This window comes from Rosenbergiella sp. YN46 (assembly GCF_036620675.1).
Lineage (GTDB): Bacteria > Pseudomonadota > Gammaproteobacteria > Enterobacterales > Enterobacteriaceae > Jejubacter.
Genome location: NZ_JAZHEE010000003.1, coordinates 83274 through 105972, shown reverse-complemented (window position 1 = coordinate 105972; position 22699 = coordinate 83274). Strand labels below are relative to the sequence as shown.

Here is a 22699-nt window from a genome sequence, read left to right as displayed (position 1 = left end):
ACCGGGATATAGCGTCAGGGAAGATGCAGGTCGAGTGGGGTTTTGCTGGGTTCGCCGCCAATCTCGCGGGTCAGTCGGGGAACCAGGTAGCCGGAAACCAGGGTCAGAAGTTCGCGAACGATGCGGCGTGCAGTCTCGTCGTCCACCATAAAGTGGGCAGCGCCCTGAACCCTGTCGAGCACGTGAAGGTAGTAGGGCAGTACCCCGGCATCAAATAGCGCGTTGCTGAGATCTGCCAGCGCCGGAGCGCTGTCGTTAACGCCGCGTAGCAGTACGCTCTGGTTTAGCAGCGTCACGCCGGCCCGTTTCAGGCGCGCCATCGCGGCGCGGAATTCATCATCGATCTCTCTGGCATGGTTGATATGATTCACCAGTAGTACCTGCAGGCGCGTGTTGTGTAGCAGGCCGGTCAGCGCATCGGTTATACGGGCCGGAATGACAATCGGCAGACGGCTGTGGATACGCAACCGCTTAAGATGAGGGATCGCCGCCAGTCGTTCGATAAGCCAGGTCAGTTCCGCATCGCGTGCCATTAGCGGATCGCCGCCGGAAAAGATAATCTCATCCAGTTCCGGGTGTCGGGCGATATAATCGAGCGCTGTCTGCCAGCTGCGTTTATTCCCCGGATTTTCCGCATAGGGAAAGTGACGGCGAAAACAGTAGCGGCAGTTGACGGCGCAGCCCCCTTTGACCATCAGCAGGGCGCGATTACGATATTTATGCAGTAAACCCGGCACGACGCTGCTCTGTTCTTCCAGCGGGTCGGTGCTGAAGCCTGGCGCTGCGATAAATTCTTCGCGGGCGGTCAGAACCTGGCGCAGCAGCGGATCGTTCGGATCGCCTTTCGCCATTCGGGCGGCAAAGGCGCGCGGAACGCGCAGGGCGAACAGGCGCCGGGCGTCATATCCCGCCCGCAGGGTCTCATCGGGGTCTACATTTAAAAGATGCAGCAGTTCCTCCGGATCGGTGATTACATCGGCAAGTTGTAATAACCAATCTTCTCGGGAGGGGGCGTTTGGGGTTACAATGTGTGCCATTTTTTTGGCTAGCTACCAGTTAACATATTCAGAGGGCCTTTATGGCAACGTACTATAGCAACGATTTTCGCAGCGGTCTTAAAATCATGTTGGATGGGGAACCGTACGCGGTTGAATCCAGCGAGTTCGTCAAACCGGGTAAGGGTCAGGCCTTTGCTCGCGTTAAGCTGCGCCGCCTGCTGACCGGCACGCGCGTTGAGAAAACCTTTAAATCCACTGACTCTGCAGAAGGCGCAGACGTTATGGATATGACCCTGACTTACCTCTACAACGACGGTGAGTTCTGGCACTTCATGAACAACGACACCTTCGAGCAGCTGGCTGCCGATGCCAAAGCCGTGGGTGATAACGCTAAATGGCTGCTGGATCAGGCGGAATGTATCGTTACCCTGTGGAACGGTCAGCCTATCTCTGTGACTCCGCCGAACTTCGTTGAGCTGGAGATCGTGGATACCGATCCTGGCCTGAAGGGCGACACCGCGGGTACCGGCGGTAAACCGGCTACCCTTAGCACCGGCGCTGTGGTAAAAGTACCGCTGTTTGTACAGATTGGCGAAGTGATCAAAGTTGACACCCGCTCCGGTGAGTACGTTTCTCGCGTGAAGTAATCACTGCGCAGATTCGTCGCGGCGTGGTGCTTATCACGCCGCTGCTTGCAAAAGGCATGGATGATGAACCGTTTAATTCGATTTCTGCTCCCGCTTCTGGTTGCCAGCACTCTGCTGAATGGCTGCAATACGTTCCGCGGCTTCGGTGAGGATGTCCAGCACCTTGGTGGTGCTATCCAGCGCGCAACAAACTGATTCCTCCGCACTTTTTTATACCGTCGAAGTGGCGGGTTTTTCGCTATTCTATTTTATAGCCAGACCGTTGGGATGGGCCCGTCATTGTGGCGCCTGACGGCCGGCCTCTGGCTAGCTGTCCCTTGTGTATTGGCAATAAAAGGAATCGATTATGGTCAAAAAAATCGTTGCAGCGCTCTTCTCTCTGATGGTGGTCTCTTCGCTACTGGCTGGCTGTAATACCACCCGTGGCTTCGGTGAGGATGTGAAAGAGGGCGGTTCAATCATCACTAACGCCGCGGATCGGGCGCAGAACTGATCCGTGACGAATAAAGTGCGATACGGCGTGGCGTCGTATCGCGCTTTATGTCATCAATAGGCTTGAAAATCTCCCCCGGTGTGACACTATAGGCCCGTTTATATCCAATAGCCCTGTGGGACGACCCGCAGGCGCGTCTGAAATGAAAGGGGACGGCCCCATATCCTGTTGGGAGTCCGTTATGTCCTGGATTATTCTTTTTATTGCCGGTGTACTCGAAGTTATCTGGGCCGTTGGCCTGAAATATACTCATGGTTTTAGCCGTCTGGTGCCCAGCGTAATTACCGTCTCTGCGATGATTGTCAGCCTGGGGTTGCTCTCCTGGGCGATGAAATCACTGCCGGTGGGAACTGCTTACGCAATCTGGACGGGTATTGGCGTGGTCGGCGCTTCGATAACCGGCATACTGCTGCTGGGGGAATCGGCGACGCCGGCGCGCATCCTGAGTCTGGTACTGGTGGTGACCGGTATTGTGGGCCTGAAGCTGAGTTCATGAGTGAGAGAAATAGGGTAAACGGTAGCGACACATAAAGGTGGGCCAGCAGAGTGCTGGCCCTTAAGATTTTAGAGCGAGATAACGCCAATCAGCGTAACAATCGTGAGAATGGCCGCCAGACCGTAGAACACCCATTTACCAGAAGGCACATGAATTTTCAGGTCGTGCATTCCGTGGTGAATACGGTGCAGGCCGCACCACAGCGGCAGTACAATCATCAGGAAGATAAAAATACGGCCGACCCAGCTTTGGGAAAAGATCAGAACCCGCTCAAAGCCCAGCGCATCGCCGGGGAACAGCCCAAGCGGCAGCAGAATGCCCACCAGCAGAATAATGACCGGCGCTACAATGGCGCTCCACATACCGCCGGCGCCAAACAGTCCCCAGAAGACCGGCTCGTCGGAACGTTTAGGATTAGGATTGATCACGGTTTTCTCCTTACCAGAATAGGGCAACCAGCAGAATCACCACGCTGACGATGGTGGTTACCACCCAGAGCCCTTTAATCACCGGCTCCGGCCCCATTTTTTCATCCTTCACAATAATATTGGCTGCCTTGGGCGCCAGCCCGAACCAGGTTTTGGTGTGCAGAAGTGCTGCTGCCAGCGCGATCAGGTTCAGGAGCACCACGATCGGATTACGCAGAAAGCCGACAAAGCTTTCCCAGGATTCCGGGCCGCCTTTCAGAGAAAACAGGCCGATTAGCAGCACAATGCTGAACCAGACGGCGGGTACCGCAGTGCCCTCACGCAGCATATAGAAGCGGTAAAAGCCCAGCTTTTTCCACCAGTTAGACGGCATGGGCCGTACATAAGGTTTACGTTTCGTTGTCATGCGTCACTCCCTGAGGCGGGTTTAAGGGTAGCGATAAGAAAATCTTTCGAACTTTCCACCTTGCCCTGCTGAATGGCCGCCGCCGGATCGACATGTTTTGGGCAGACCTCAGAGCAGAAACCCACGAAGGTACAGCTCCAGACGCCGTTCTGACCGTTGAGCTGGGGCATTCGTTCTTTCTGTCCGCGATCGCGACTGTCGAGGTTATAGCGGTGGGCGAGGGTAATTGCAGCCGGGCCGATAAATTCAGGATTCAGACCGAACTGCGGGCAGGCGGCGTAGCACAGCCCGCAGTTGATACAGCCGGAAAACTGGTGGTACTTCGCCATCTGGGCCGGAGTCTGGCGGTTAGGGCCCTGCTCCGGCGTCCGGGAGTTGCCGATGATATAGGGCTTAATTGCCTCCAGACTTTCGATAAAGTGGGTCATATCCACCACCAGATCGCGCTCGATGGGGAAGTTCGCCAGCGCCTCTACTTTCATTCCACCGGTATATTCGCGCAGGAAGGTTTTACAGGCGAGTTTAGGCACGCCGTTGACCATCATGCCGCAGGAGCCGCAGATCGCCATGCGGCAGGACCAGCGGTAGCTCAGATCCGCCGCCAGGTTATCTTTGATATAGCCCAGCGCGTCCAGCAGAGAGGTTTGTTCATCCCACGGAACCTCATACCAGGCGCTGTGCGGCGCATCATCCGTTTCCGGGTTATAACGCACTACCTCGATTTTCATCTGCTGCATCTCAGCCATGGGTCGTCTCCTTCTTCTCAGCGGCTTCCGCTTCGGCGCCGTAGACGCGCTTCGCGGGCGGGAGCGTGGTTATCTTCACATCGCTGTACGCCAGACGGGTGGCGCCATCCGCCTCGCGGAAGGCGAGAGTGTGCTTCAGAAAGTTGACGTCGTCGCGCTCGGTACATCCTTCATCCAGGCGCTGATGGGCGCCGCGCGACTCTTTACGCGCCATGGCCGAATGGGCCATACACTCGGCGACGTTCAGCCCGTGGCCCAGCTCAATGGTATAGAGCAGGTCGGTATTAAAGACGCTGGAATTGTCGGTAATGGTCACGCGCTTAAAGCGCTCCTGTAGCTCCGCCAATTTGTCGATAGTTTTCTGCATTAGCTCCGGCGTACGGTAGATGCCGCAGCCTTCTTCCATGCTCAGACCCATTTCGTCGCGGATCTTCGACCAGTTTTCACCGCCCTGCTGATTAACCAGATCCTTCAGGCGACGTTCGATATCGGCAACCTGCGCCTCCAGTGCGGCGTCGTTGGCGGGGGTAGCCTGACGGGCGCGCTCAATGGCCTGTTCGCCGGCCAGACGACCAAACACCACCAGTTCGGCCAGCGAGTTGGAGCCCAGGCGGTTGGCGCCATGCAGCCCGACGGAGGAACATTCACCCACGGCAAACAGCCCCTGGATACGGGTTTCGCACTGTTGGTTGGTTTCGATGCCGCCCATGGTGTAGTGCGCGGTGGGGCGCACCGGAATCGGCTCTTTGACCGGATCAACGCCGACGTAGGCTTTGGCCAGTTCGCAGATAAACGGCAGGCGCTCCAGCAGTTTCTTTTCGCCCAGGTGACGCAGATCCAGATACACCACATCGCCGCGTGGTGTAGAGATAGTGTTGCCTTTGCGCCACTCATGCCAGAAGGCCTGGGAGACTTTGTCGCGCGGGCCTAACTCCATATATTTGTTTTTCGGCTGACCCAGTGGCGTTTCCGGCCCCATACCGTAGTCCTGCAGGTAGCGATAACCGTCTTTGTTGACCAGAATGCCCCCTTCGCCGCGGCAGCCTTCGGTCATCAGGATGCCGGAGCCGGGCAGGCCGGTGGGGTGATATTGCACAAACTCCATATCGCGCAGCGGTACGCCGTGGCTTAGCGCCATGCCCATGCCATCACCGGTTACTATTCCGCCGTTAGTGTTATAGCGATAAACGCGTCCGGCGCCGCCGGTGGCCATGACTACCGCACTGGCGCGGATCTGCACCAGGCTGCCTTCCATCATATTCATCGCCACCAGGCCGCGTGCGTGGCCGTCATCGACCAGAATGTCGAGGACGAAATGTTCGTCAAAGCGCTGAATTTGCGGGAACTGGAGCGAAGTCTGAAACAGGGTGTGCAGCATATGAAAGCCGGTTTTATCGGCGGCGAACCAGGTGCGTTCGATCTTCATACCGCCGAAACGGCGGACGTTGACCGAACCATCCGGGCGGCGGCTCCAGGGACATCCCCACTGCTCAAGTTGGGTCATTTCCGTGGGGCAGTGATGAACGAAGTAATCGACGACATCCTGTTCGCATAGCCAGTCGCCGCCAGCGACGGTATCGTGAAAATGGTATTCAAAACTGTCGTGATCCTGAGCTACCGCGGCGGAACCGCCTTCGGCCGCCACGGTGTGGCTACGCATGGGATAGACTTTAGATATCAGCGCAATTTTTGCTTCAGGGTTTGCCTGAGCCGCCGCAATGGCGGTTCGTAATCCCGCTCCGCCAGCGCCAATAATAGCGATATCGGCTTGAAAAGTTTGCACGACATTCCTCCGTAATTTTTATCGTTCGCAAGGCATTGCTGACCAAAGGTATAGACCACACTGCGGCGGGGAGCCATGAGTCGCAGCATATTCACCTGCCCCTTTGTGGGTAATGTAGTATAACCGGGGTGTTAATAAGGAAATTTGATGTGTTCGATTTTTTTGTGGTTATCGCTGGCTATTTATCACTGGATTTGATGATGCAGCTCTCAAAAAATGCCTGGGGATAAAAAGGGCGAAAACCCCTGGCCAAAGTTTGTTTCGTCCAGGAGATGCGAGTAGACTTCCGGGCTGGTTTATTTTTGGAGACGTTCCCATGAGCGAGACGGCGACCTGGCAGCCTGGCGCCCCGGTTCCTAATCTGTTGAAACGCGCGAAGCTGGTGTCGGAAATCCGGCGTTTTTTTGCCGATCGCGGCGTGGTAGAGGTGGAAACGCCCTGCATGAGTCAGGCCACGGTGACCGATGTCCATCTGTTCCCGTTCGAAACCCGTCTTATCGGCCCCGGTCATAGCGAAGGGACGCCCCTCTGGTTGATGACCAGTCCGGAATACCATATGAAGCGCCTGCTGGCGGCTGGCTGTGGGCCTGTTTATCAGATCTGCCGCAGCTTTCGTAATGAAGAGATGGGCCGTTATCACAACCCGGAATTCACCATGCTGGAGTGGTATCGCCCCTGCTATGACATGTACCGGTTGATGAACGAGGTCGACGATCTGCTGCAACAGATTCTGGAATGTGAAGCTGCCGAAACGCTCTCTTATCAACAGGCGTTTCAGCGCTATCTGGAAGTGGATCCGCTATCGGCGGATAAGGCACAACTGCGTGCAGTGGCGGCGCGGCTCGATGTGAGCAACGTAGCCGATAACGAAGAAGATCGCGATACCCTGTTGCAGCTACTGTTTGTGACCGGGGTGGAGCCTAACATTGGCAAAGAGCGGCCGACCTTTATTTATCACTTCCCCGCCACTCAGGCGGCGCTGGCGCAGATCAGCACGGAGGATCACCGGGTGGCGGAGCGCTTTGAGGTTTACTTTAAAGGCGTAGAGCTGGCGAACGGTTTTCATGAATTGACCGATGCTAAAGAGCAGCGTCAGCGCTTTCAGCAGGATAACCGTAAGCGTGCCGCGATGGGCCTGCCGCAGCAACCGATAGATAATCATTTGCTGGCGGCTCTGGAAGCGGGAATGCCCGACTGTTCCGGCGTAGCGTTGGGCGTCGATCGTCTGATTATGCTGGCGCTGGGAGCAGAAAGTCTCAGCGAGGTGATTGCCTTTACGGTCGATCGCGCCTGATTTTATATATTATTACAGGCGTACTGCGTCGCGGTTTAATATATGAAACCGCGCCGCTATTTTATTTTGTCACTCAATGAATGAAACTTGTTTATACGTTTTCTATCTGGCTTATGAATTATTTTTAATGTAATCCTGTAAAAAATAATCCTTTTTACACATGTGGTTATGTTCTTGTGACTATTTTTGTTGGAATGTTCGTGCATTGGTCACAGTTTATTGAATTACCTGTCATATCGCTCTTTATTTATTTCTTGCTTCACTATATTTTCATCCTTTAGTCCTTTCTGAGAAATATGTTTTATTCATTTGCCGGTTGACGGACGTCTGGCGTCTTTGCGACGGATATCCCGGAGATCTGCCATAAATAAAAGGGTCGTTCGCCCATGAATATTTCCACCCTGCGCCAGCATCAGATTCCGGTTCAGACGGCGCCGCGTGCCGCCGTTCCTTTTAACCTGCTGATTAAACCCGTTGGGCCATCCTGCAATCTGGCCTGTCGCTACTGTTACTATCCGCAACGCGATACGCCGCCGGGAAAAATGGATGATGCGCTGCTGGAAAACTTTATTCGCCAGTATATTGCAGCTCAGCCGCCGGGCGTACGGGAGATTAACTTCGTCTGGCAAGGAGGGGAGCCGTTAATGGCGGGTATCGGCTTCTACAAACGGGCGCTGGCGTTACAGCAGCGCTACGCCCCGCCGGGCGTGACTGTCAGTAATAGCCTGCAAACTAACGCGACACTGGTGACGGAAGCCTGGTGTCAGTTATTTCGCCAGCATGACTTTATTATCGGCGTCAGTCTGGACGGCGACGCGCCGCTGCAGGATAGCCATCGGCCTGATAAGCGTGGTAACGGTAGCTATCAGGATGCGCTGCGTGGCGTACGCCTGCTGCAACAGCACGGTGTGGAGTTCAATGTGCTGGTAGTGGTGCATAACGGCGTGGTGGAGCGGGCAGGGGAGATCTATGACCATCTGGTGGGGCTGGGGGCGCGTCTGCTTCAGTTTCAGCCGCTCATGGCGGAAGGCGACGCAATCGAACAGGGCTACCAGCTTAGCGCCGACGGTTGGGGGCGCTTTATGGTGACGATTCTGCGGCGCTGGAAGAAGCGGCGCGATATTGGTCGGGTATTCGTGATGAATATTGAGCATGCCCTGGCGCAATATTTTACCGGCGTCAGTCCGGTGTGCGTTCATTCGGCGCGCTGCGGTACCAACCTGGTGCTGGAGGCTGACGGCCAGATCTACGCCTGCGATCATCTGATCGATGACAGACACCGGCTGGGGAGCCTGAATGGCTCCCGTCCACTGGCCGAGATGGTGGAGGCTTCCACCCAACTGCCTTTCGGGCGCCGTAAAAGTACGCGGCCGGAATGCCAGCGATGCAGCGTGCGTATGCTGTGCCAGGGGGGATGTCCCGCTCATCTCGATGCTCGCGGCCAGAATGCCTTGTGCGCCGGATATTTCCGCTTCTTCAACGAGTTAATGACTCCGCTGCGGCGCTGGCCGCGTGATATGGCGGGGTTCGATGGCTGGCGGGCCACGCTGTAAGCGCCGGTCAGTTCGCTTCTGAGAGTGACATGGGAGAAATCAGTGAGAAAGACAGCTGTCGCACTGGCGCTTGGTGGCCTGATGGCCGGTAGCGCCCACGGTGCCGAACCGGCACGTCCTAACGTGTTGTTGATTGTCGCCGATGATATGGGGTATTCCGATATCAGCCCCTTCGGTGGAGAGATCCCCACCCCTAATCTGCAGCGCCTGGCCGAGCAGGGGTTGCGAATGAGCCAGTACTATACTTCGCCGATGTCGGCCCCGGCTCGCTCGATGCTAATGACCGGAAATACCAATCAGCAGGCGGGTATGGGGGGAATGTGGTGGTATCAGAATACCATGGGGAAAGATGGCTATGAGCTACACCTGACCCGGCGAGTGACCACGATGGCGGAACGTTTTCAGGATGCCGGTTACGCCACGCTGATGACGGGGAAGTGGCATCTGGGACACCAGCCGGGCATGATGCCGACCGACCGCGGTTTCGACCACGCTTTCGCGTTGATGGGGGGCGGCGCCAGCCACTATAGCGATGCGATGCCATTGGGCACCGGCGAAGCCTTCCAGACCTGGTACACTCTGGACGGCAAACGTACCACGCTGGCATCGGATTTCTATTCGAGCGAATCCTATGCGCGGCAGATGAGTCGCTGGATTGAAGAAACGCCGCGCGACCAGCCCTTTTTTGGCTATCTGGCTTTTACCGCGCCGCACGATCCCCTGCAGGCGCCGGATGAGTGGATAGAGAAATTTAAAGGCCAGTATGAAGAGGGCTATGCGCCGGTATATCGCCAGCGTCTCGCCCGCCTGAAGTCGCTGGGCATTATCAACGACAGGACGCCATTGCCGGATCTCGATCTCGATAAGGAATGGAACAGCCTGAGCAAAGAGCAGCAGCGCTATACCGCGAAGGTGATGCAGGTTTATGCGGCGATGATTGCCAATATGGACGCCCAGATCGGCAAGGTGATGGCGACATTAAAGCAGACCGGACGCGATAAAAACACCATCGTGGTGTTTCTGACTGATAACGGCGCTAATGCGGCGCCGGGATTCCACTACAGCTCGAAGCCGGAATACTGGAAGCAGTTCGATAACAGCTATGACAATATCGGGCGCAAAGGCTCTTTCGTCTCTTACGGCCCACACTGGGCGAATGTCAGTAATGCCCCCTACGCCCGTTACCATAAGACCACCAGCGGCCAGGGCGGCATTAATACCGATTTTATTATCGCTGCGCCGCAGATAGCCCGTCAGGGGAGCGTCAGCCATACTCCGATGGCGGTCTATGACGTTGCGCCAACGCTCTATGATTTGGCGGGGATCGATCCCCGGCGCCAGATTAAGGATAAGCCCACGCTGCCGATGGTAGGGGTGAGCTTTAAACGCTATCTGACCGGAGAAGAGGCTCAGGGGCCGCGTCGCCAGATTGGGGTGGAGCTGCATAATCAGGTCGCCTGGATAGACGGCGACTGGAAGCTAAGACGTCTGGTGAAGCGCGGGCCGGAAGCCGGGGATGCCCCATGGGGGCTGTTCAATCTGCGCCAGGATCCGCTGGAAACCCGTGACCTTGCCGCCAGCCATCCCGATGAAGTCCGCAGGCTTAGTGAAGCCTGGCAGAAGTTTGCTGACGACACCATGGTGATTAAGGCTCGCGGCAAGATGATAAGGTATGCAGGCGTGGATCAGAAAAGCGGCCACTGGATAACGCTTAATCCTGAAACTATGGAGCCGGTCGTGAGTGACGTACCGGCAAAATAACGGGTGAAGCGGAGAGCCTTACAGGCTCCCTGCGCTACGGCGCCCGGCGGAAGAGATCGTGCGCTGGGCGCCGCCCAGAGTTTCAAGGCGCGCCTGGAACGGCGGGAACGGCAGATCGATTCCGTGTTCGCGGAAGCCCTGCAGGATCAACTGATGAATTTCATGGCGCAGCGGCATCCGGTGCCCCATCTCGGCGGCATAGATGCGCAGTTCGAAGATTTGCAGGCCCTGTTGCAGATCGACCAGATAAACCTCCGGAGCCGGGTTATCCAGTACCAGCGAACAGCGGTGGGCGGCGGTGGCCAGCAGTTCGGTGACTTCTTCGCTGTTCGCATCCGTCGGCGCTGGTACCGTTAGCACCACGCGGGTAATTGCGTCGGAAAGCGACCAGTTCACGAACTGTTCGGTAATAAACGCCTGGTTGGGCACGATGATCTCTTTGCGATCCCAGTCGCTGATGGTGGTGGCGCGGATGTTGATCTTAGTGATGCTGCCGGTCAGTTCGCGGATCGTCACGGTATCGCCAATGCGGATCGGTTTTTCAAACAGGATGATCAGGCCGGAAACCAGGTTGGCGAAGATCTGCTGCAGACCAAAACCCAGACCCACACCCAGCGCGGCCACCAGCCACTGTAGCTTTGACCACTCGATGCCGATCATCGAGAAGCCCACCAGACCGCCAATCAACACCAGCAGATATTTGGTGACGGTCGTGATGGCGTAGCCGGTGCCCGGCGTCAGGCTCAGGTGCTGCAATAGCGCCAGCTCCAGTAACGCAGGAAGATTACGCACCAGCTGAGCGGTGATGATAAAGATCAGAATGGCGATCAGCACCGCGCCCAGGGTAATTGGCTCCACGCTCTCAACGCCCTGGACCGTGGAGGTGACGTCCCACAGCGAGATATTTTCCAGGAAGCCAAAAGCAGAGTGGATCTCAGACCACAGCAGGATCACCGATACCAGGGCTATCAGCATCAGTACGGAACGCACCAGCCGCAGAGACTGAGCGCTGATGGTATCCAGATCCACCACCGGCTCTTCGATATCCTGCGTCCCTTCGGTGCTGTGTGGATGAATGGCATCTTCCTCGCCCCGGGCGCGCTGGGCCAGCATTTCGGCGCGGCGCTGTTTGGCGCGGTCAAAGGCCAGGCGTCGGCGCTGAATCAGCATCCAGCGCCGGATAATATGGTAGATAACCAGCAGGAAGAACCAGATAGCGACCGATGTTTCCAGGCGCGCCAACAGCGCTTTGGCGGTGGCCAGATATCCGATGCCCGCCGCCATCATCGCCAGCAGTGGGGCGCTGATCAGCATGCCCCACAGTACGCGGTTCACCAGATTATCGCCGCTGCCCTCTTTATCCAGATAGAGCGGCAGACCGGCATGTTTCAGACTCAGGGTGACAATCGCCAGCGCGCCGCAGATTAACAGAAAGCACAGGCGCCCCAGCGAGGCGGAAAACTCGCGATCGTTAAGCTTATCGAACATGATAAGCGCCATAATCAGCGGCACGATAAAGCCGACGCTCATCAGGTAGTAGCGCATCGCCCGCCCCACCTGGAGACGTGGCCAGCCGAAGTGCACCACAAAAAGCCCATTAGGGCGAGCGAAGGTGGCGCAGATCATCACCACCCAGAGCAGGGGGACGGTGGCGGTGACCCCTTCGCCAATGGCGACCGCCAGCGGGTAGGGCCAGGCTTCGCGCAGGCCGTAGCCGAGCGTGGCCCACAGTACCGGCAGCGGCGATGCCACCAGAATCGACCAGAACACGGTACGCATGGTCAGCCAGAAGTGATCCTGGGTGACTTTGCCCACCCGGGCGCTGGAGCGTTCCAGAAAGGCGGTAAAGTGGCGCCGGGAACCGATGCTGAAGGCGACCAGCACCAGCGCGAAGAACAGCGGCGGCAGGGTGGTGCGGCTGGTCAGCATCATGGCGCTTGCCTTCCCTAACTGGCTGAGGGTATCCAGCGAAATCAGGCGCCGTAGATCCTGCAACACGCTGATGGGCCAGGAGAGTCCCAGCGGGCTGACGTCGGCGGTCCAGAACAGGTAACGGTGGGTCGCTTCGTTCATCTCTTTCAGCGCTTCTTCCAGCTGACTGTTGGCGACCTTGAGCCTGGTGAGATCAAGAATCAGGCTGTCGCTGCCCTGTAGCAGAGAGCTCAGCAGCTCGCGCTGGGTTTTTAGCTGCGCGTCCAGGATCTGCCGCTGTTCGGCAGTGAGGGGGCTGCCGTCCGCCTGCTGAATCTGGCGCAGCTGACCCTGTTTATTGAGCCGGTCTTCGTAGCGCAGGCGCTGTACCCGCTGCTGCGCCATTTCGGTATCCAGCTGCTGAGGTTTGGGCATTTCCGGCAGACGCGCCACCTGGGCGCGTAGCGCCTCGCCCAGGACGTTAGAGGCGCCGAGCCACTGAGACTGCTCGCGCAGGGTGTCCAGCGCCTGACGAACCTGCAGGGTCTGGTGTGCGGCCTGGCGCTGCTGGGAAGCCACCAGATCCATACGCTGCGCCTGCTGATTCAGCGCCTGGGAGAGTTCGCGGTTAATGCGGAACTGCGCCACGATATCCGGCGGCAGGTTGGCGCTGTTTTCCGCCAGCAGTTCGGTACTCTCCAGCGCTTTTTCCGCTTCACGCTGGCGCTGAGCGTTAAGATGATTACGCAGCGCCTGGAGTCGGGAATCCAACTGTACCGCCTGCTTTTGGGCCAGTTCAGCACGCAGCCGCGCCAGCTCCTGGCGATTACTGGCGGAAAGCTGGGCCAACTCCAGCTCATCCACCCGGGCTTTAAGTCGCGCGCTTTCTGCCTGGCTTGCCAGCTGTTGCGCCTGGCCCAGAGGCGTGGTGGCCGTCGTCTGGGTATCCAGCCGTCGCTCCAGTTCGCTGAGCTGACGGCGGGCTTCGGTCTGCTGGTGGGGAAGCTGGCCCAGGGAGTCGGCTATTTCGCGATTGCGCTCCTGTTCCAGACGCGCCTGACGGCTCTTTTCCAGTAGTTGACTACTGACCTGGAGGATCTCCTGGTTCAGTGCGTCAGTAGAGAGACTGGCGCTGATTGCCGGGGCTTCATCGCTAAGGTTGCTGAGCTGCTGGCGCAGGGTGCGGGTCAACGTTGGGAGATTGTCGATCACCTGCTGATACTGACGAGTACGCTCCAGAGAACTTTTACGTTCTTCCAGCGAGTTTAACGCCGACTGGAGCGCATCAATCGTTTCCGTCTGCCCCGCCTGGTTTTTGGCCGCTTTGGCCTGTTCCAGTTCCTGGACAATCTGTTTTTCGTCAGGAACGGCGGTAGCGGCATGCGCCCCCATGCTCAGGCCAAAGGCCAGCAAAAATATCATTAACAGGCGCACGTCGCGTTACCTCTATCCCTGACGGAGCTTAGCGTTCAGTTTTATCGCGGGCAGAGGAGGCAGGCTGCTCATCCTGAGAGCTGCCCGGCGCCTGTGCCGGTGCCGAAGAGCGGCCTGCGGTCGCTTGGGTTCCGGTTTTGGATTTTTTGGCAGCCTTCGCTTCCGCGGCGGCTTTAGCTTCTTCGGCGGCCTTCGCTTCTGCGGCGGCCTTCGCTTCTGCGGCGGCTTTGGCCTCTTCGGCAGCCTTCGCCTCAGCGGCAGCTTTAGCTTCTTCGGCGGCTTTGGCCTCTTCGGCGGCCTTCGACTCAGCGGCGGCTTTAGCTTCTTCGGCAGCCTTCGCTTCCGCGGCGGCTTTAGCTTCTTCGGCGGCCTTCGCCTCAGCGGCGGCTTTAGCCTCTTCGGCGGCCTTTGCTTCCGCGGCGGCTTTAGCTTCTTCGGCGGCCTTCGCTTCCGCGGCGGCTTTAGCCTCTTCGGCAGCTTTCGCCTCAGTTGCTGCTTTGGCTGCATCGGCGGAAAGCGCCAGCGGCTGCCCGATTCGGGTTGCCGACAGGCTGCGTAGCGAGTCCAGCAGCTCGACCTGTCCTGGGGCAAACAGGTTAATGACCGTCGAGCCCAGCTTAAAGCGCCCCATTTCCTGGCCTTTCAGCAGCGCGACGCTGCCTTCGCTTTCGCCTTCCGGCCAGCTCCAGCGCTTAATTATCCCCTCGCGCGGCGGCGTAATGGTGCCTGCCCACACGGTTTCAATACTGCCGACGATGGTGGCACCTACCAGAATTTGCGCCATTGGGCCGAATTCGGTATCGAACAGGCAGATCACGCGCTCGTTACGGGCGAACAGGTTAGGGACGTTTTGAGCGGTCAAATGGTTGACCGAGAACAGATCGCCCGGCACGTAGATCATCTCCCGCAGAATGCCGTTGCAGGGCATATGCACGCGGTGATAATCGCGCGGCGACAGGTAGGTCGTTACAAAGCTGCCGTCGCGGAACATATCCGCCATCTGGGTGTTGCCTGCCAGCAGGGCGTCCAGGGTGTAGTAATGACCCTTAGCCTGTAGCAACTTATTCTGCTCTATCGCGCCTAACTGACTAATAACGCCGTCGGCCGGCATCACCAGCACGCCTGGGTCGGTATCGATCGGGCGAACCTCTTCACGCAGCGGACGGACGAAGAAGTCATTAAAGGTGCGGTAGCTGGCGGTATCCGGCTTCAGCGCCTCTTTCATATCCACTTTGTAATATTTAACGAACAGATCGATGACCAGTTTGGTCAGCCAGCCAGCGCGTTTGCTTGCGCCCCAGCCAGCCAGACGCGTGAGCCATTGTTTAGGCAGAATATATTGAAGCGAAAGCTTGATGTCGTTCAGCAAAGTAGCCTCCAGGCCTCTGATTTGTCAGTCCTTCCCCGCTCATCGGCAAGAAGAGCGGGCATTGCAGAAAAGGGGGCGAATTGTAGCGACGCCCGGTTAAAATGTCAGTCACCGGTTGCAGAAAAGCTTTTGCGGGTTTTGACCTGCGCCATGCTTTCCAGAATTCGGTGGTAATTCTCAAAGCGGGATTCCGCAATTTCACCCCGCTCCACGGCGGCGCGAATTGCACAGCCGGGATCGGTATCGTGCTTGCAGTCGCGGTATTTGCAACTGCCTAAATATGCATGAAACTCGACAAAACCATGGGTAATTTGTTCCGGATCCAGGTGCCAGAGGCCGAATTCACGTACCCCTGGCGAGTCGATTACGTCGCCGCCGTGGGGAAAATGGTAAAGGCGGGCAGCGGTAGTCGTATGCTGACCAAGTCCCGAGACATCGGAAACATCGTTGGTCAGGATCCGGGCCTCTTTCAGCCCCAGCAGTGCATTGAGCAGGCTGGATTTTCCCACCCCGGACTGCCCGGCGAAAATACTGACGCGCCCTGTCAGCGCGGCTTCCAGCTCTTGCAGACCTTCTTCACGCAGGCTGGAGACCATTAGTACCTGATAGCCTATATCACGGTAGATCGTCATTTGCTCTTCAACGAAGGCCATTCCTTCATCGTCCAGCAGGTCGGTTTTGTTGAGCACAATCAGCGGTTCAACGTTCAGCGTTTCGCAGGCCACCAGATAGCGGTCGATAATATTCAGCGACAGCTCAGGAAGAATAGCCGAGACGATGACAATCTGATCGATATTCGCGGCAATGGGCTTCACGCCGTCGTAAAAATCCGGACGCGTCAGCACTGAGGTGCGATCGTGTACGGCCTCGACAATGCCATTAACGCTGGTGCCGAGCCCTTCTTCCTTGCCAGGGCGCCAGACCACGCGATCTCCGGTAACCAGCGAGCGGATTGTTCGACGTATATTACAACGGTGCACCGTACCATCATCGGCTTCTACGTCGGCGTGCATACCAAAACGGCTAATGACCCGGCCTTCGCCCGGTTCGCCAAACAGGCTATCGTCGTAATCGACGCTTTCCGTTTTTTTAAGGCGACGCTGATGGTTGGCTTTTACGCGCCGCTGCTGGCCTTTGGAGAGCTTGTTTTTACTCAATCGTCTGGCTCCTGGTCGCTCCAGATGAACAAAACCTCTATGATACACGCTATTTTATACGAAATAACCCATCCTATGGGGTGGCGCTATCGTGGAACAGGTGGAAAAGAGCATGAGTGGAAATGAAAACAATCTGATCTGGATTGACCTGGAGATGACGGGACTGGATCCAGAGCAGGATCGCATCATTGAGATTGCCACGCTGGTGACCGATGCTAACTTGAATATTCTTGCCGAAGGGCCGGTGATTGCGGTGCATCAGTCGGACGCTCAGTTGGCGCTGATGGACGAGTGGAACGTGCGTACCCATACCGGCAGCGGACTGGTGGATCGGGTGAAGGCGAGTCGTTACGACGATCGTGCCGCCGAGCTTGCCACCATTGAATTCCTGAAAGAGTGGGTACCCCAGGGCGTATCGCCGATTTGCGGCAACAGCGTGGGCCAGGACCGGCGTTTTCTGTTTAAGTACATGCCGGAGCTGGAGGCGTATTTCCACTATCGCTATCTGGATGTCAGCACCCTGAAAGAGCTGGCGCGCCGCTGGAAGCCGGAAATTCTGGCAGGTTTTAAAAAACGTAATACTCACCAGGCACTGGATGATATTCGCGAGTCGGTGGCTGAACTGGCGTACTATCGCGAACATTTTATTCAGCAATAAATGGCATAACGCCCGGAAAAATGCCGCTAAAATCGCCAGATTGTCGAAGAAAGCGGCATTTAAACAAAAAACGACAAATTTTTTGTCCCGGGGCTTGCGGCGTGCCGGATTTCTCGTATAATGCGCCTCCCGTAACGACGCAGAAATGCGTAGCTACGCAGAGCGGGAATAGCTCAGTTGGTAGAGCACAACCTTGCCAAGGTTGGGGTCGCGAGTTCGAGTCTCGTTTCCCGCTCCAAATTTTAGCCCTGTGGGCAGCACACCTCTAATGCGGGAATAGCTCAGTTGGTAGAGCACAACCTTGCCAAGGTTGGGGTCGCGAGTTCGAGTCTCGTTTCCCGCTCCAGATTTTCTCTTCATACTCTTTTTTCTCTGCAATTTTCAGATTTTCGTCTACGCTTTTTCCTGTATCTTTTACCGGGTCGATTCGCTATCCAGCACCGGTGTAAATTCGCGTTATTACCAGGCTGCAGCTCCCGCTATAGCTGAAAAAGTGCGCTCCTGGTGGCGGCTGGTCAGAGGGAAGGATTTTTTTAAACACAAGGCTTGACTCTGAACCCAAACGGCGCCAAAATTGCGTCCACGCCTTGAGGGTAAGGCCAGGAAAGATGTTAATTATCAGCAGGTTAGATTTCTAAGATCTTCCGCCATCGCAAATCGCAGTCATGAGACTGCAGTCTGTTCAGATTCAACGCGTTTTGAGTGGTACTCAAAAGCAAAAGAATATGCGGGAATAGCTCAGTTGGTAGAGCACAACCTTGCCAAGGTTGGGGTCGCGAGTTCGAGTCTCGTTTCCCGCTCCAGTTTTTACAGCTCGTTTTATTGTTGTTCAGGTGCTCATTAAGAAGAGCTCCTGTTTTCTGTATTTCATACTTTTGTGAACAGAGTTATCCACAGCCTCTTCTATCTGGCTTGCATTCGCAGCTGGAGAATTTTGCTGACAAAATTTCTGTAACTCACTCTTTTTTAATATATAAATTTCACTTCAAACTGTTAACCAGATCACTTGACCATTTTTTCTTTATTGAATGGCAAGGGCTTTTATTTTTTATACACAGCCTGGGGAAAGTAAATCAGGCGTCGCGCGGCAACCCTTTTTCAATGGCTCTGACCAGACGCTGCTGCTGTTTGGCGGGGCGTACTTCTACCGCGTCGGCGCTGCGTTTTTCAAGCTGGCGGGCGATAGCCCAGTCGATATGTTCATCCAGCAATGGATGTTCGCCCTGGCGCTGCTGTAATGCCGCCAGGCAGGCCGGATCCCAGGGGGCGTTGCCCAGCGCCACGGCGATATTACGTAGCCAGCGCAGATGACCGATACGTCGAATGGCAGAACCTTCGGTGACTTTCAGGAATTTCTCTTCGCTCCAGGCAAACAGCTCAACCAACTGCGGGGCATGCAACGCCTGACGGGGGCTAAAGTCCGCTTCATCGGTTAGCTGCGAAAAACGATTCCATGGGCAGATAAGCTGGCAGTCGTCGCAGCCATAGATGCGGTTACCCATCAGCGGGCGGAACTCTTCAGGTATCGCACCTTCCAGTTCAATAGTCAGATAGGAGATACAGCGTCGGGCGTCCACCACGTAGGGTTCGACGATGGCGCCGGTGGGGCAGGTGGTCATACAGGCCACACAGCGGCCGCACTCCTCATTTACCGGCTGGTCGACGGGCAGCGGTAGATCGATCAGTAACTCCCCCAAAAAGAAGAAAGAACCGGCATCCCGGCTGAGAATAAGTGAGTGCTTACCTGTCCAGCCCAGCCCGGCTTTTTCGGCCAGCGGCCGCTCCAGCAGCGGCGCTGAGTCAACAAAGGGTCTAAAATTCAGGGAAGTGCAGTGGCTGCGAATAGTTTCGCCCAGCTTTTTAAGCCGATTACGCAGTAATTTATGATAGTCGCGGCCCAGCGCGTAGCGGCTGACATAGCCCAGGTTCGGATTCTTCAGCGTGCTGGCGAAGCCCGCTTTGGCAGGCAGGTAGTTCATCCGTACGCTGATAACCCGCAGGGTGCCGGGCAGCAGTTCGTGGGGACGCGCGCGCATCATGCCATGGCGGGCCATCCATTCCATTTCGCCGTGGTATTGCTTATCCAGCCAGGCCTGGAGCGCCGGCTCGCTGGCGGAAAGATCGGTGTCGGTGATGCCGACATGCTGGAAGCCGAGCGCTTTGCCCCACTGTTTGATATCTTGCGCTAACTGATTGAGATCGAGGGGCTGTGACATGATGGACCATAACCTGAAGAACAACGACGTCAGTATACCACATGAGGTCTGGCCTGCGGACTGGCTGCGCATTGCTGAAAAAGAGGCGGCGGACGCACTGGGGCTGACGCTGTATGAGCTGATGCAGCGTGCCGGCGAGGCCGCGTTTCATATTGTAAATACTTACTATCCTGACAGCCGCCACTGGCTGGTACTTTGTGGGCATGGCAATAACGGCGGCGATGGCTATGTGGTGGCGCGTCTGGCGCGGGGCGCCGGCATTAGCGTGACGCTGCTGGCCCTGGAGGGCGACAAGCCCCTGCCGGAAGAGGCTCAGCGCGCCCGCACGGCCTGGCTCGATGCGGGGGGAACTATCCACAGCGCACAGGTGCCCTGGCCGGAGGGGGTCGATCTCATCGTCGATGGTCTGCTGGGCACGGGGCTGAAAGCGGCTCCACGGGCGTCGGCAGCGCAACTGATTGACCATATCAACCAGCACCCTGCGCCGGTGGTGGCGCTGGATACGCCGTCAGGTCTGAGCGCGCAAACAGGCGCAGCGCCTGGCGTCGCCGTTTGCGCCAACCATACCGTCACTTTTATTGCCCTTAAGCCCGGATTGCTGACCGGACGCGGCCGCGATTTTACCGGAAAATTGCATCATAATGCGCTGGGACTGGAGTCCTGGCTTGACGCGCAGCACGCTCCCGTCACGCGCTATGACGCCACGCAACTGGCGCAGTGGCTGAAGCCGCGCCGTGCAACAGCCCATAAGGGTGATAACGGGCGTCTGGTGGTGATTGGCGGCGATCGGGGAACTGCCGGCGCCATACGTATGACCGGTGAAGCCGCGTTACGCGCTGGAGCAGGGCTTGTGCGAGTGCTTACTCACAAGGAGAATATCGCGCCGCTGCTGAGTGCCCGGCCGGAACTGATGGTGCATGAACTGACCTCAGAAAGCCTGAGCCAGAGCCTGGAATGGGCCGATGTAGTGGCCATCGGCCCGGGGCTGGGTCAGGGAAGCTGGGGAAAAAAGGCGCTGCAAAAGGTGGAAAACTTTCGTGGGCCGATGGTCTGGGACGCAGATGCGCTTAACCTGCTGGCAATCAATCCCGATAAACGTCAGAATCGCATTATTACGCCGCACCCCGGCGAAGCTGCACGCCTGCTCAACTGTAGCGTGACGCAAATTGAAAGCGATCGCTTACTTGCGGCTAAAGCTCTGGTAAAAAGATATGGCGGCGGCGTGGTGCTCAAAGGGGCCGGTAGCGTGGTGGCGGATGAACTGGGGGCGCTCGGGATTATCGATGCCGGAAACCCAGGTATGGCAAGCGGCGGTATGGGAGATGTCCTGACCGGCATTATCGCCGCCCTGCTGGCACAAAAGCTTCCGCCCTGGGAGGCATTGTGCGCCAGCTGCGTGGTACACGGCGCCGCAGCGGATGAGCTGGCCCGGCGCTATGGTCAGCGCGGGATGCTGGCCAGCGATCTGTTTGCCGCGCTTTATCGTTTTGTTAACCCGGATGTGAAGTAACTGAATCATGACGAACCTTGTAATGCCTTTACCTGATGAACCCGCCACTCTGGCGCTGGGGCAGCGTATCGCCCGGGCGACTCAGGGGATGACTACGATCTGGCTGTATGGCGATTTAGGCGCCGGGAAAACCACTTTCAGCCGTGGATTTCTTCAGGGAATGGGCTATCAGGGCAATGTGAAAAGCCCGACCTATACCCTGGTCGAACCCTATGAGCTGGGCGATAAGCGGGTTTATCACTTTGACTTATATCGGCTGGCGGATCCCGAAGAGCTGGAATTCATGGGGATCCGCGACTATTTCACCCGGGATGCAATCTGCCTGGTGGAGTGGCCGCAGCAGGGAGCAGGCGTGCTGCCTGAACCGGATTTAGAAATTTATCTGAGCTACCAGACGCAGGGGCGTGAGGCGGAAATCCGTGCCGTATCACCTGCGGGAGAGGCGCTGTTGGCTCGTCTGGCTTAACAGGGATTTAACTATGTGGCGCGTTAAAGGTTGGCTGTTGGCTGCACTGGTGGTGCTGTGTGCACCGCTTCAGGCGGCGAGTCTGTCCGATATTCAGGTCTCCAACAAGGATGACCAGGCTCGTATTACCTTTAGCTTTATGGGGGACCCCGAATATACCTGGTCCCGCCAGGGGAGCCGTACGCTGGTGCTGGATATTCGACAGACTGGCATTATTCAGGGGCTGCCGCTTAATTTTAGCGGGCAGAATCTGGTACAGCGTATCCGTTCCGGTACGCCGGAAAGCAGCCAGATGCTGCGTTTGCTGGTGGATCTCACCCGCGATGGTAAGCCGCGGGTTGAAAAACATAACAGCGGCGCCAGCTATACCCTGGTCTTTACCATTGACGCGGATAAGCCGAAGTCTGCTCCGGCCCCGGTTGTGGCCCGGCGCCAGCCAGCCCCGTCACCAGCGCCTACGCCGGTGACGTCGCGGGCACCTGCTCAGCCAGCGAAAAATCCCTTCCGGGCAGACAGCAACAGCGCAACGGCTGTTGTTAGTGACAACCGATCGCTCCGCCCGGCGAAGGCGCGCAACACCGGCGCCACCAGTGGGCCGATTATCGTTGCCATTGATGCGGGTCACGGCGGTCAGGATCCTGGGGCTATCGGTCAGGGCGGCACTCGTGAGAAGAATGTGACGATCGCCATCGCCCGAAAGCTGAAGAGCCTGCTGAACGACGATCCGCAGTTTAAAGGGGTACTGACGCGCGACGGCGACTATTTTATTTCGGTGATGGGGCGTTCCGACGTGGCGCGCCGCCATAACGCCAACCTGTTGGTTTCCATTCACGCCGACGCTGCGCCGAATCGCCAGGCCAGAGGCGCTTCTATCTGGGTGCTTTCTAACCGCCGGGCGAATAGTGAAATGGCCAGCTGGCTGGAGCAGCACGAAAAACAGTCCGAGCTACTGGGCGGCGCCGGAGATGTTCTGGCAAACAGCCAGTCGGATCCCTATCTCAGCCAGGCGGTGCTTGATTTGCAGTTTGGCCACTCGCAGCGCGTTGGCTACGATGTGGCTCGTAGCGTATTGTCCCGACTGGACGGCGTCGGGCAGATTCATAAACTGCGGCCTCAGCATGCCAGTCTTGGGGTTCTGAGGGCGCCGGACATCCCTTCTTTGCTGGTTGAAACCGGGTTTATCAGTAACAGCAGTGAAGAGCGTTTACTGGGAAGCAGCAGCTATCAGCAGCAGATCGCTAACGCTATCTATCAGGGGCTGCGTGATTACTTCCAGGCGCATCCGCTACAGACTGCGCCGGATCCGGAACAACCCCAGTTGGCCAGTACGGAAGGCGTGGGAGACCGCGCTGCTGTGGCTCACTAAGGAGAAA

At 57.2% G+C, this 22699-nt stretch carries 19 protein-coding genes, 3 tRNA genes and 1 pseudogene; 14 read left to right on the top strand and 9 right to left on the bottom strand.

Annotated elements, in window-relative coordinates:
• Positions 1-14: 14 nt before the first annotated feature.
• Positions 15-1037, bottom strand: a complete 1023-nt coding sequence (gene epmB, locus V3W49_RS03875) for an EF-P beta-lysylation protein EpmB (RefSeq protein ID WP_500143814.1) — start codon at positions 1035-1037, stop codon at positions 15-17.
• 41 nt (positions 1038-1078) lie between these two features.
• On the opposite strand from epmB, the gene efp reads away from it, so the two are divergent.
• The 4 genes from efp to sugE all read left to right on the top strand — a co-directional run bounded on the left by efp (position 1079) and on the right by sugE (position 2634).
• The gene (gene efp / locus V3W49_RS03870; protein ID WP_500143812.1) at positions 1079-1645 is read left to right on the top strand and encodes an elongation factor P; all 567 of its coding nucleotides are present in this window, start codon (positions 1079-1081) and stop codon (positions 1643-1645) included.
• Positions 1646-1708: 63 nt separating this feature from the next.
• The gene (locus V3W49_RS03865) at positions 1709-1840 is read left to right on the top strand and encodes an entericidin A/B family lipoprotein (RefSeq protein WP_500144014.1); all 132 of its coding nucleotides are present in this window, start codon (positions 1709-1711) and stop codon (positions 1838-1840) included.
• Between the two features lie 151 nt (positions 1841-1991).
• Positions 1992-2138 (top strand): entericidin A/B family lipoprotein, encoded by a 147-nt coding sequence (locus V3W49_RS03860; RefSeq protein ID WP_500143810.1) that lies wholly within the window; start codon positions 1992-1994, stop codon positions 2136-2138.
• A 181-nt stretch (positions 2139-2319) separates the two neighbouring features.
• A complete protein-coding gene (gene sugE / locus V3W49_RS03855) occupies positions 2320-2634 on the top strand; it encodes a quaternary ammonium compound efflux SMR transporter SugE (protein WP_500143808.1) in 315 nt (104 codons plus the stop codon).
• Between the two features lie 68 nt (positions 2635-2702).
• Here the strand turns inward: sugE and frdD are convergent, their stop codons facing one another.
• From frdD to frdA, 4 genes are read right to left on the bottom strand one after another with little or no spacing between them, the layout of a single operon-like run.
• Positions 2703-3062 carry a fumarate reductase subunit FrdD gene (frdD, locus tag V3W49_RS03850; RefSeq protein ID WP_500143806.1) on the bottom strand — a complete coding sequence of 120 codons (360 nt, stop codon included), beginning with the start codon at positions 3060-3062 and terminating at the stop codon, positions 2703-2705.
• A gap of 10 nt (positions 3063-3072) precedes the next feature.
• Complete coding sequence (frdC, locus tag V3W49_RS03845; protein ID WP_500143805.1) at positions 3073-3468, bottom strand: fumarate reductase subunit FrdC; 396 nt, start codon at positions 3466-3468, stop codon at positions 3073-3075.
• A complete protein-coding gene (locus V3W49_RS03840; protein WP_500143804.1) occupies positions 3465-4214 on the bottom strand; it encodes a succinate dehydrogenase/fumarate reductase iron-sulfur subunit in 750 nt (249 codons plus the stop codon). Before V3W49_RS03840 ends, frdC begins: the two co-directional genes overlap by 4 nt.
• Entirely contained in the window at positions 4207-5997 is a 1791-nt protein-coding gene (gene frdA, locus V3W49_RS03835; RefSeq protein WP_500143803.1) for a fumarate reductase (quinol) flavoprotein subunit, read from the bottom strand. Before frdA ends, V3W49_RS03840 begins: the two co-directional genes overlap by 8 nt.
• A gap of 316 nt (positions 5998-6313) precedes the next feature.
• Between frdA and epmA the strand changes: the two genes are divergently transcribed.
• The 3 genes from epmA (at position 6314) to V3W49_RS03820 (ending at position 10605) form a co-directional block, all read left to right on the top strand.
• A complete protein-coding gene (gene epmA / locus V3W49_RS03830) occupies positions 6314-7291 on the top strand; it encodes an elongation factor P--(R)-beta-lysine ligase (protein ID WP_500143802.1) in 978 nt (325 codons plus the stop codon).
• A 386-nt stretch (positions 7292-7677) separates the two neighbouring features.
• Positions 7678-8844: an anaerobic sulfatase maturase gene (locus V3W49_RS03825; RefSeq protein ID WP_500143801.1), complete on the top strand. Its 1167-nt coding sequence runs from the start codon at positions 7678-7680 to the stop codon at positions 8842-8844.
• A 42-nt stretch (positions 8845-8886) separates the two neighbouring features.
• Positions 8887-10605, top strand: a complete 1719-nt coding sequence (locus V3W49_RS03820; RefSeq protein WP_500143799.1) for an arylsulfatase — start codon at positions 8887-8889, stop codon at positions 10603-10605.
• Positions 10606-10623: 18 nt separating this feature from the next.
• On the opposite strand, the gene mscM is transcribed toward V3W49_RS03820, so the two are convergent.
• From mscM to rsgA, 3 genes and pseudogenes are all read right to left on the bottom strand, one after another.
• Complete coding sequence (gene mscM / locus V3W49_RS03815; protein WP_500143797.1) at positions 10624-13950, bottom strand: miniconductance mechanosensitive channel MscM; 3327 nt, start codon at positions 13948-13950, stop codon at positions 10624-10626.
• A 436-nt stretch (positions 13951-14386) separates the two neighbouring features.
• Positions 14387-15319 (bottom strand): annotated as a pseudogene (gene asd / locus V3W49_RS03810) (archaetidylserine decarboxylase); the annotation flags it as partial.
• Between the two features lie 104 nt (positions 15320-15423).
• Complete coding sequence (gene rsgA / locus V3W49_RS03805; RefSeq protein ID WP_500143795.1) at positions 15424-16476, bottom strand: small ribosomal subunit biogenesis GTPase RsgA; 1053 nt, start codon at positions 16474-16476, stop codon at positions 15424-15426.
• A gap of 112 nt (positions 16477-16588) precedes the next feature.
• On the opposite strand from rsgA, the gene orn reads away from it, so the two are divergent.
• From orn to V3W49_RS03785, 4 genes are all read left to right on the top strand, one after another.
• Positions 16589-17134: an oligoribonuclease gene (gene orn, locus V3W49_RS03800; RefSeq protein ID WP_500143793.1), complete on the top strand. Its 546-nt coding sequence runs from the start codon at positions 16589-16591 to the stop codon at positions 17132-17134.
• Positions 17135-17296: 162 nt separating this feature from the next.
• Positions 17297-17372 (top strand) — tRNA-Gly (locus V3W49_RS03795).
• Positions 17373-17404: 32 nt separating this feature from the next.
• Positions 17405-17480, top strand: a tRNA-Gly gene (locus V3W49_RS03790).
• Between the two features lie 381 nt (positions 17481-17861).
• A tRNA-Gly gene (locus V3W49_RS03785) sits at positions 17862-17937 on the top strand.
• A 270-nt stretch (positions 17938-18207) separates the two neighbouring features.
• On the opposite strand, the gene queG is transcribed toward V3W49_RS03785, so the two are convergent.
• Positions 18208-19350 (bottom strand): tRNA epoxyqueuosine(34) reductase QueG, encoded by a 1143-nt coding sequence (queG, locus tag V3W49_RS03780; protein WP_500143791.1) that lies wholly within the window; start codon positions 19348-19350, stop codon positions 18208-18210.
• Between queG and nnr the strand changes: the two genes are divergently transcribed.
• The 3 genes from nnr to amiB are packed head-to-tail and all read left to right on the top strand — an operon-like array spanning position 19349 to position 22692.
• On the top strand, positions 19349-20860 hold the full coding sequence (gene nnr, locus V3W49_RS03775; protein ID WP_500143789.1) for a bifunctional ADP-dependent NAD(P)H-hydrate dehydratase/NAD(P)H-hydrate epimerase: 1512 nt from the start codon (positions 19349-19351) through the stop codon (positions 20858-20860). The two genes, queG and nnr, sit on opposite strands and share 2 nt — an antisense overlap.
• A gap of 7 nt (positions 20861-20867) precedes the next feature.
• Entirely contained in the window at positions 20868-21326 is a 459-nt protein-coding gene (gene tsaE / locus V3W49_RS03770; protein ID WP_500143788.1) for a tRNA (adenosine(37)-N6)-threonylcarbamoyltransferase complex ATPase subunit type 1 TsaE, read from the top strand.
• A gap of 13 nt (positions 21327-21339) precedes the next feature.
• Positions 21340-22692, top strand: a complete 1353-nt coding sequence (amiB, locus tag V3W49_RS03765; RefSeq protein WP_500143787.1) for an N-acetylmuramoyl-L-alanine amidase AmiB — start codon at positions 21340-21342, stop codon at positions 22690-22692.
• The last annotated feature ends 7 nt before the right edge of the window (positions 22693-22699 follow it).

Coding starts and splice junctions, on each gene's coding strand:
- nnr (WP_500143789.1), top strand. CDS start 19,349: ATGATGGACCATAACCTGAAGAACAACGACGTCAGTATACCACATGAG.
- V3W49_RS03840 (WP_500143804.1), bottom strand. CDS start 4,214: ATGGCTGAGATGCAGCAGATGAAAATCGAGGTAGTGCGTTATAACCCG.
- V3W49_RS03860 (WP_500143810.1), top strand. CDS start 1,992: ATGGTCAAAAAAATCGTTGCAGCGCTCTTCTCTCTGATGGTGGTCTCT.
- sugE (WP_500143808.1), top strand. CDS start 2,320: ATGTCCTGGATTATTCTTTTTATTGCCGGTGTACTCGAAGTTATCTGG.
- frdC (WP_500143805.1), bottom strand. CDS start 3,468: ATGACAACGAAACGTAAACCTTATGTACGGCCCATGCCGTCTAACTGG.
- epmB (WP_500143814.1), bottom strand. CDS start 1,037: ATGGCACACATTGTAACCCCAAACGCCCCCTCCCGAGAAGATTGGTTA.
- efp (WP_500143812.1), top strand. CDS start 1,079: ATGGCAACGTACTATAGCAACGATTTTCGCAGCGGTCTTAAAATCATG.
- V3W49_RS03865 (WP_500144014.1), top strand. CDS start 1,709: ATGAACCGTTTAATTCGATTTCTGCTCCCGCTTCTGGTTGCCAGCACT.
- queG (WP_500143791.1), bottom strand. CDS start 19,350: ATGTCACAGCCCCTCGATCTCAATCAGTTAGCGCAAGATATCAAACAG.
- epmA (WP_500143802.1), top strand. CDS start 6,314: ATGAGCGAGACGGCGACCTGGCAGCCTGGCGCCCCGGTTCCTAATCTG.
- V3W49_RS03825 (WP_500143801.1), top strand. CDS start 7,678: ATGAATATTTCCACCCTGCGCCAGCATCAGATTCCGGTTCAGACGGCG.
- orn (WP_500143793.1), top strand. CDS start 16,589: ATGAGTGGAAATGAAAACAATCTGATCTGGATTGACCTGGAGATGACG.
- tsaE (WP_500143788.1), top strand. CDS start 20,868: ATGACGAACCTTGTAATGCCTTTACCTGATGAACCCGCCACTCTGGCG.
- amiB (WP_500143787.1), top strand. CDS start 21,340: ATGTGGCGCGTTAAAGGTTGGCTGTTGGCTGCACTGGTGGTGCTGTGT.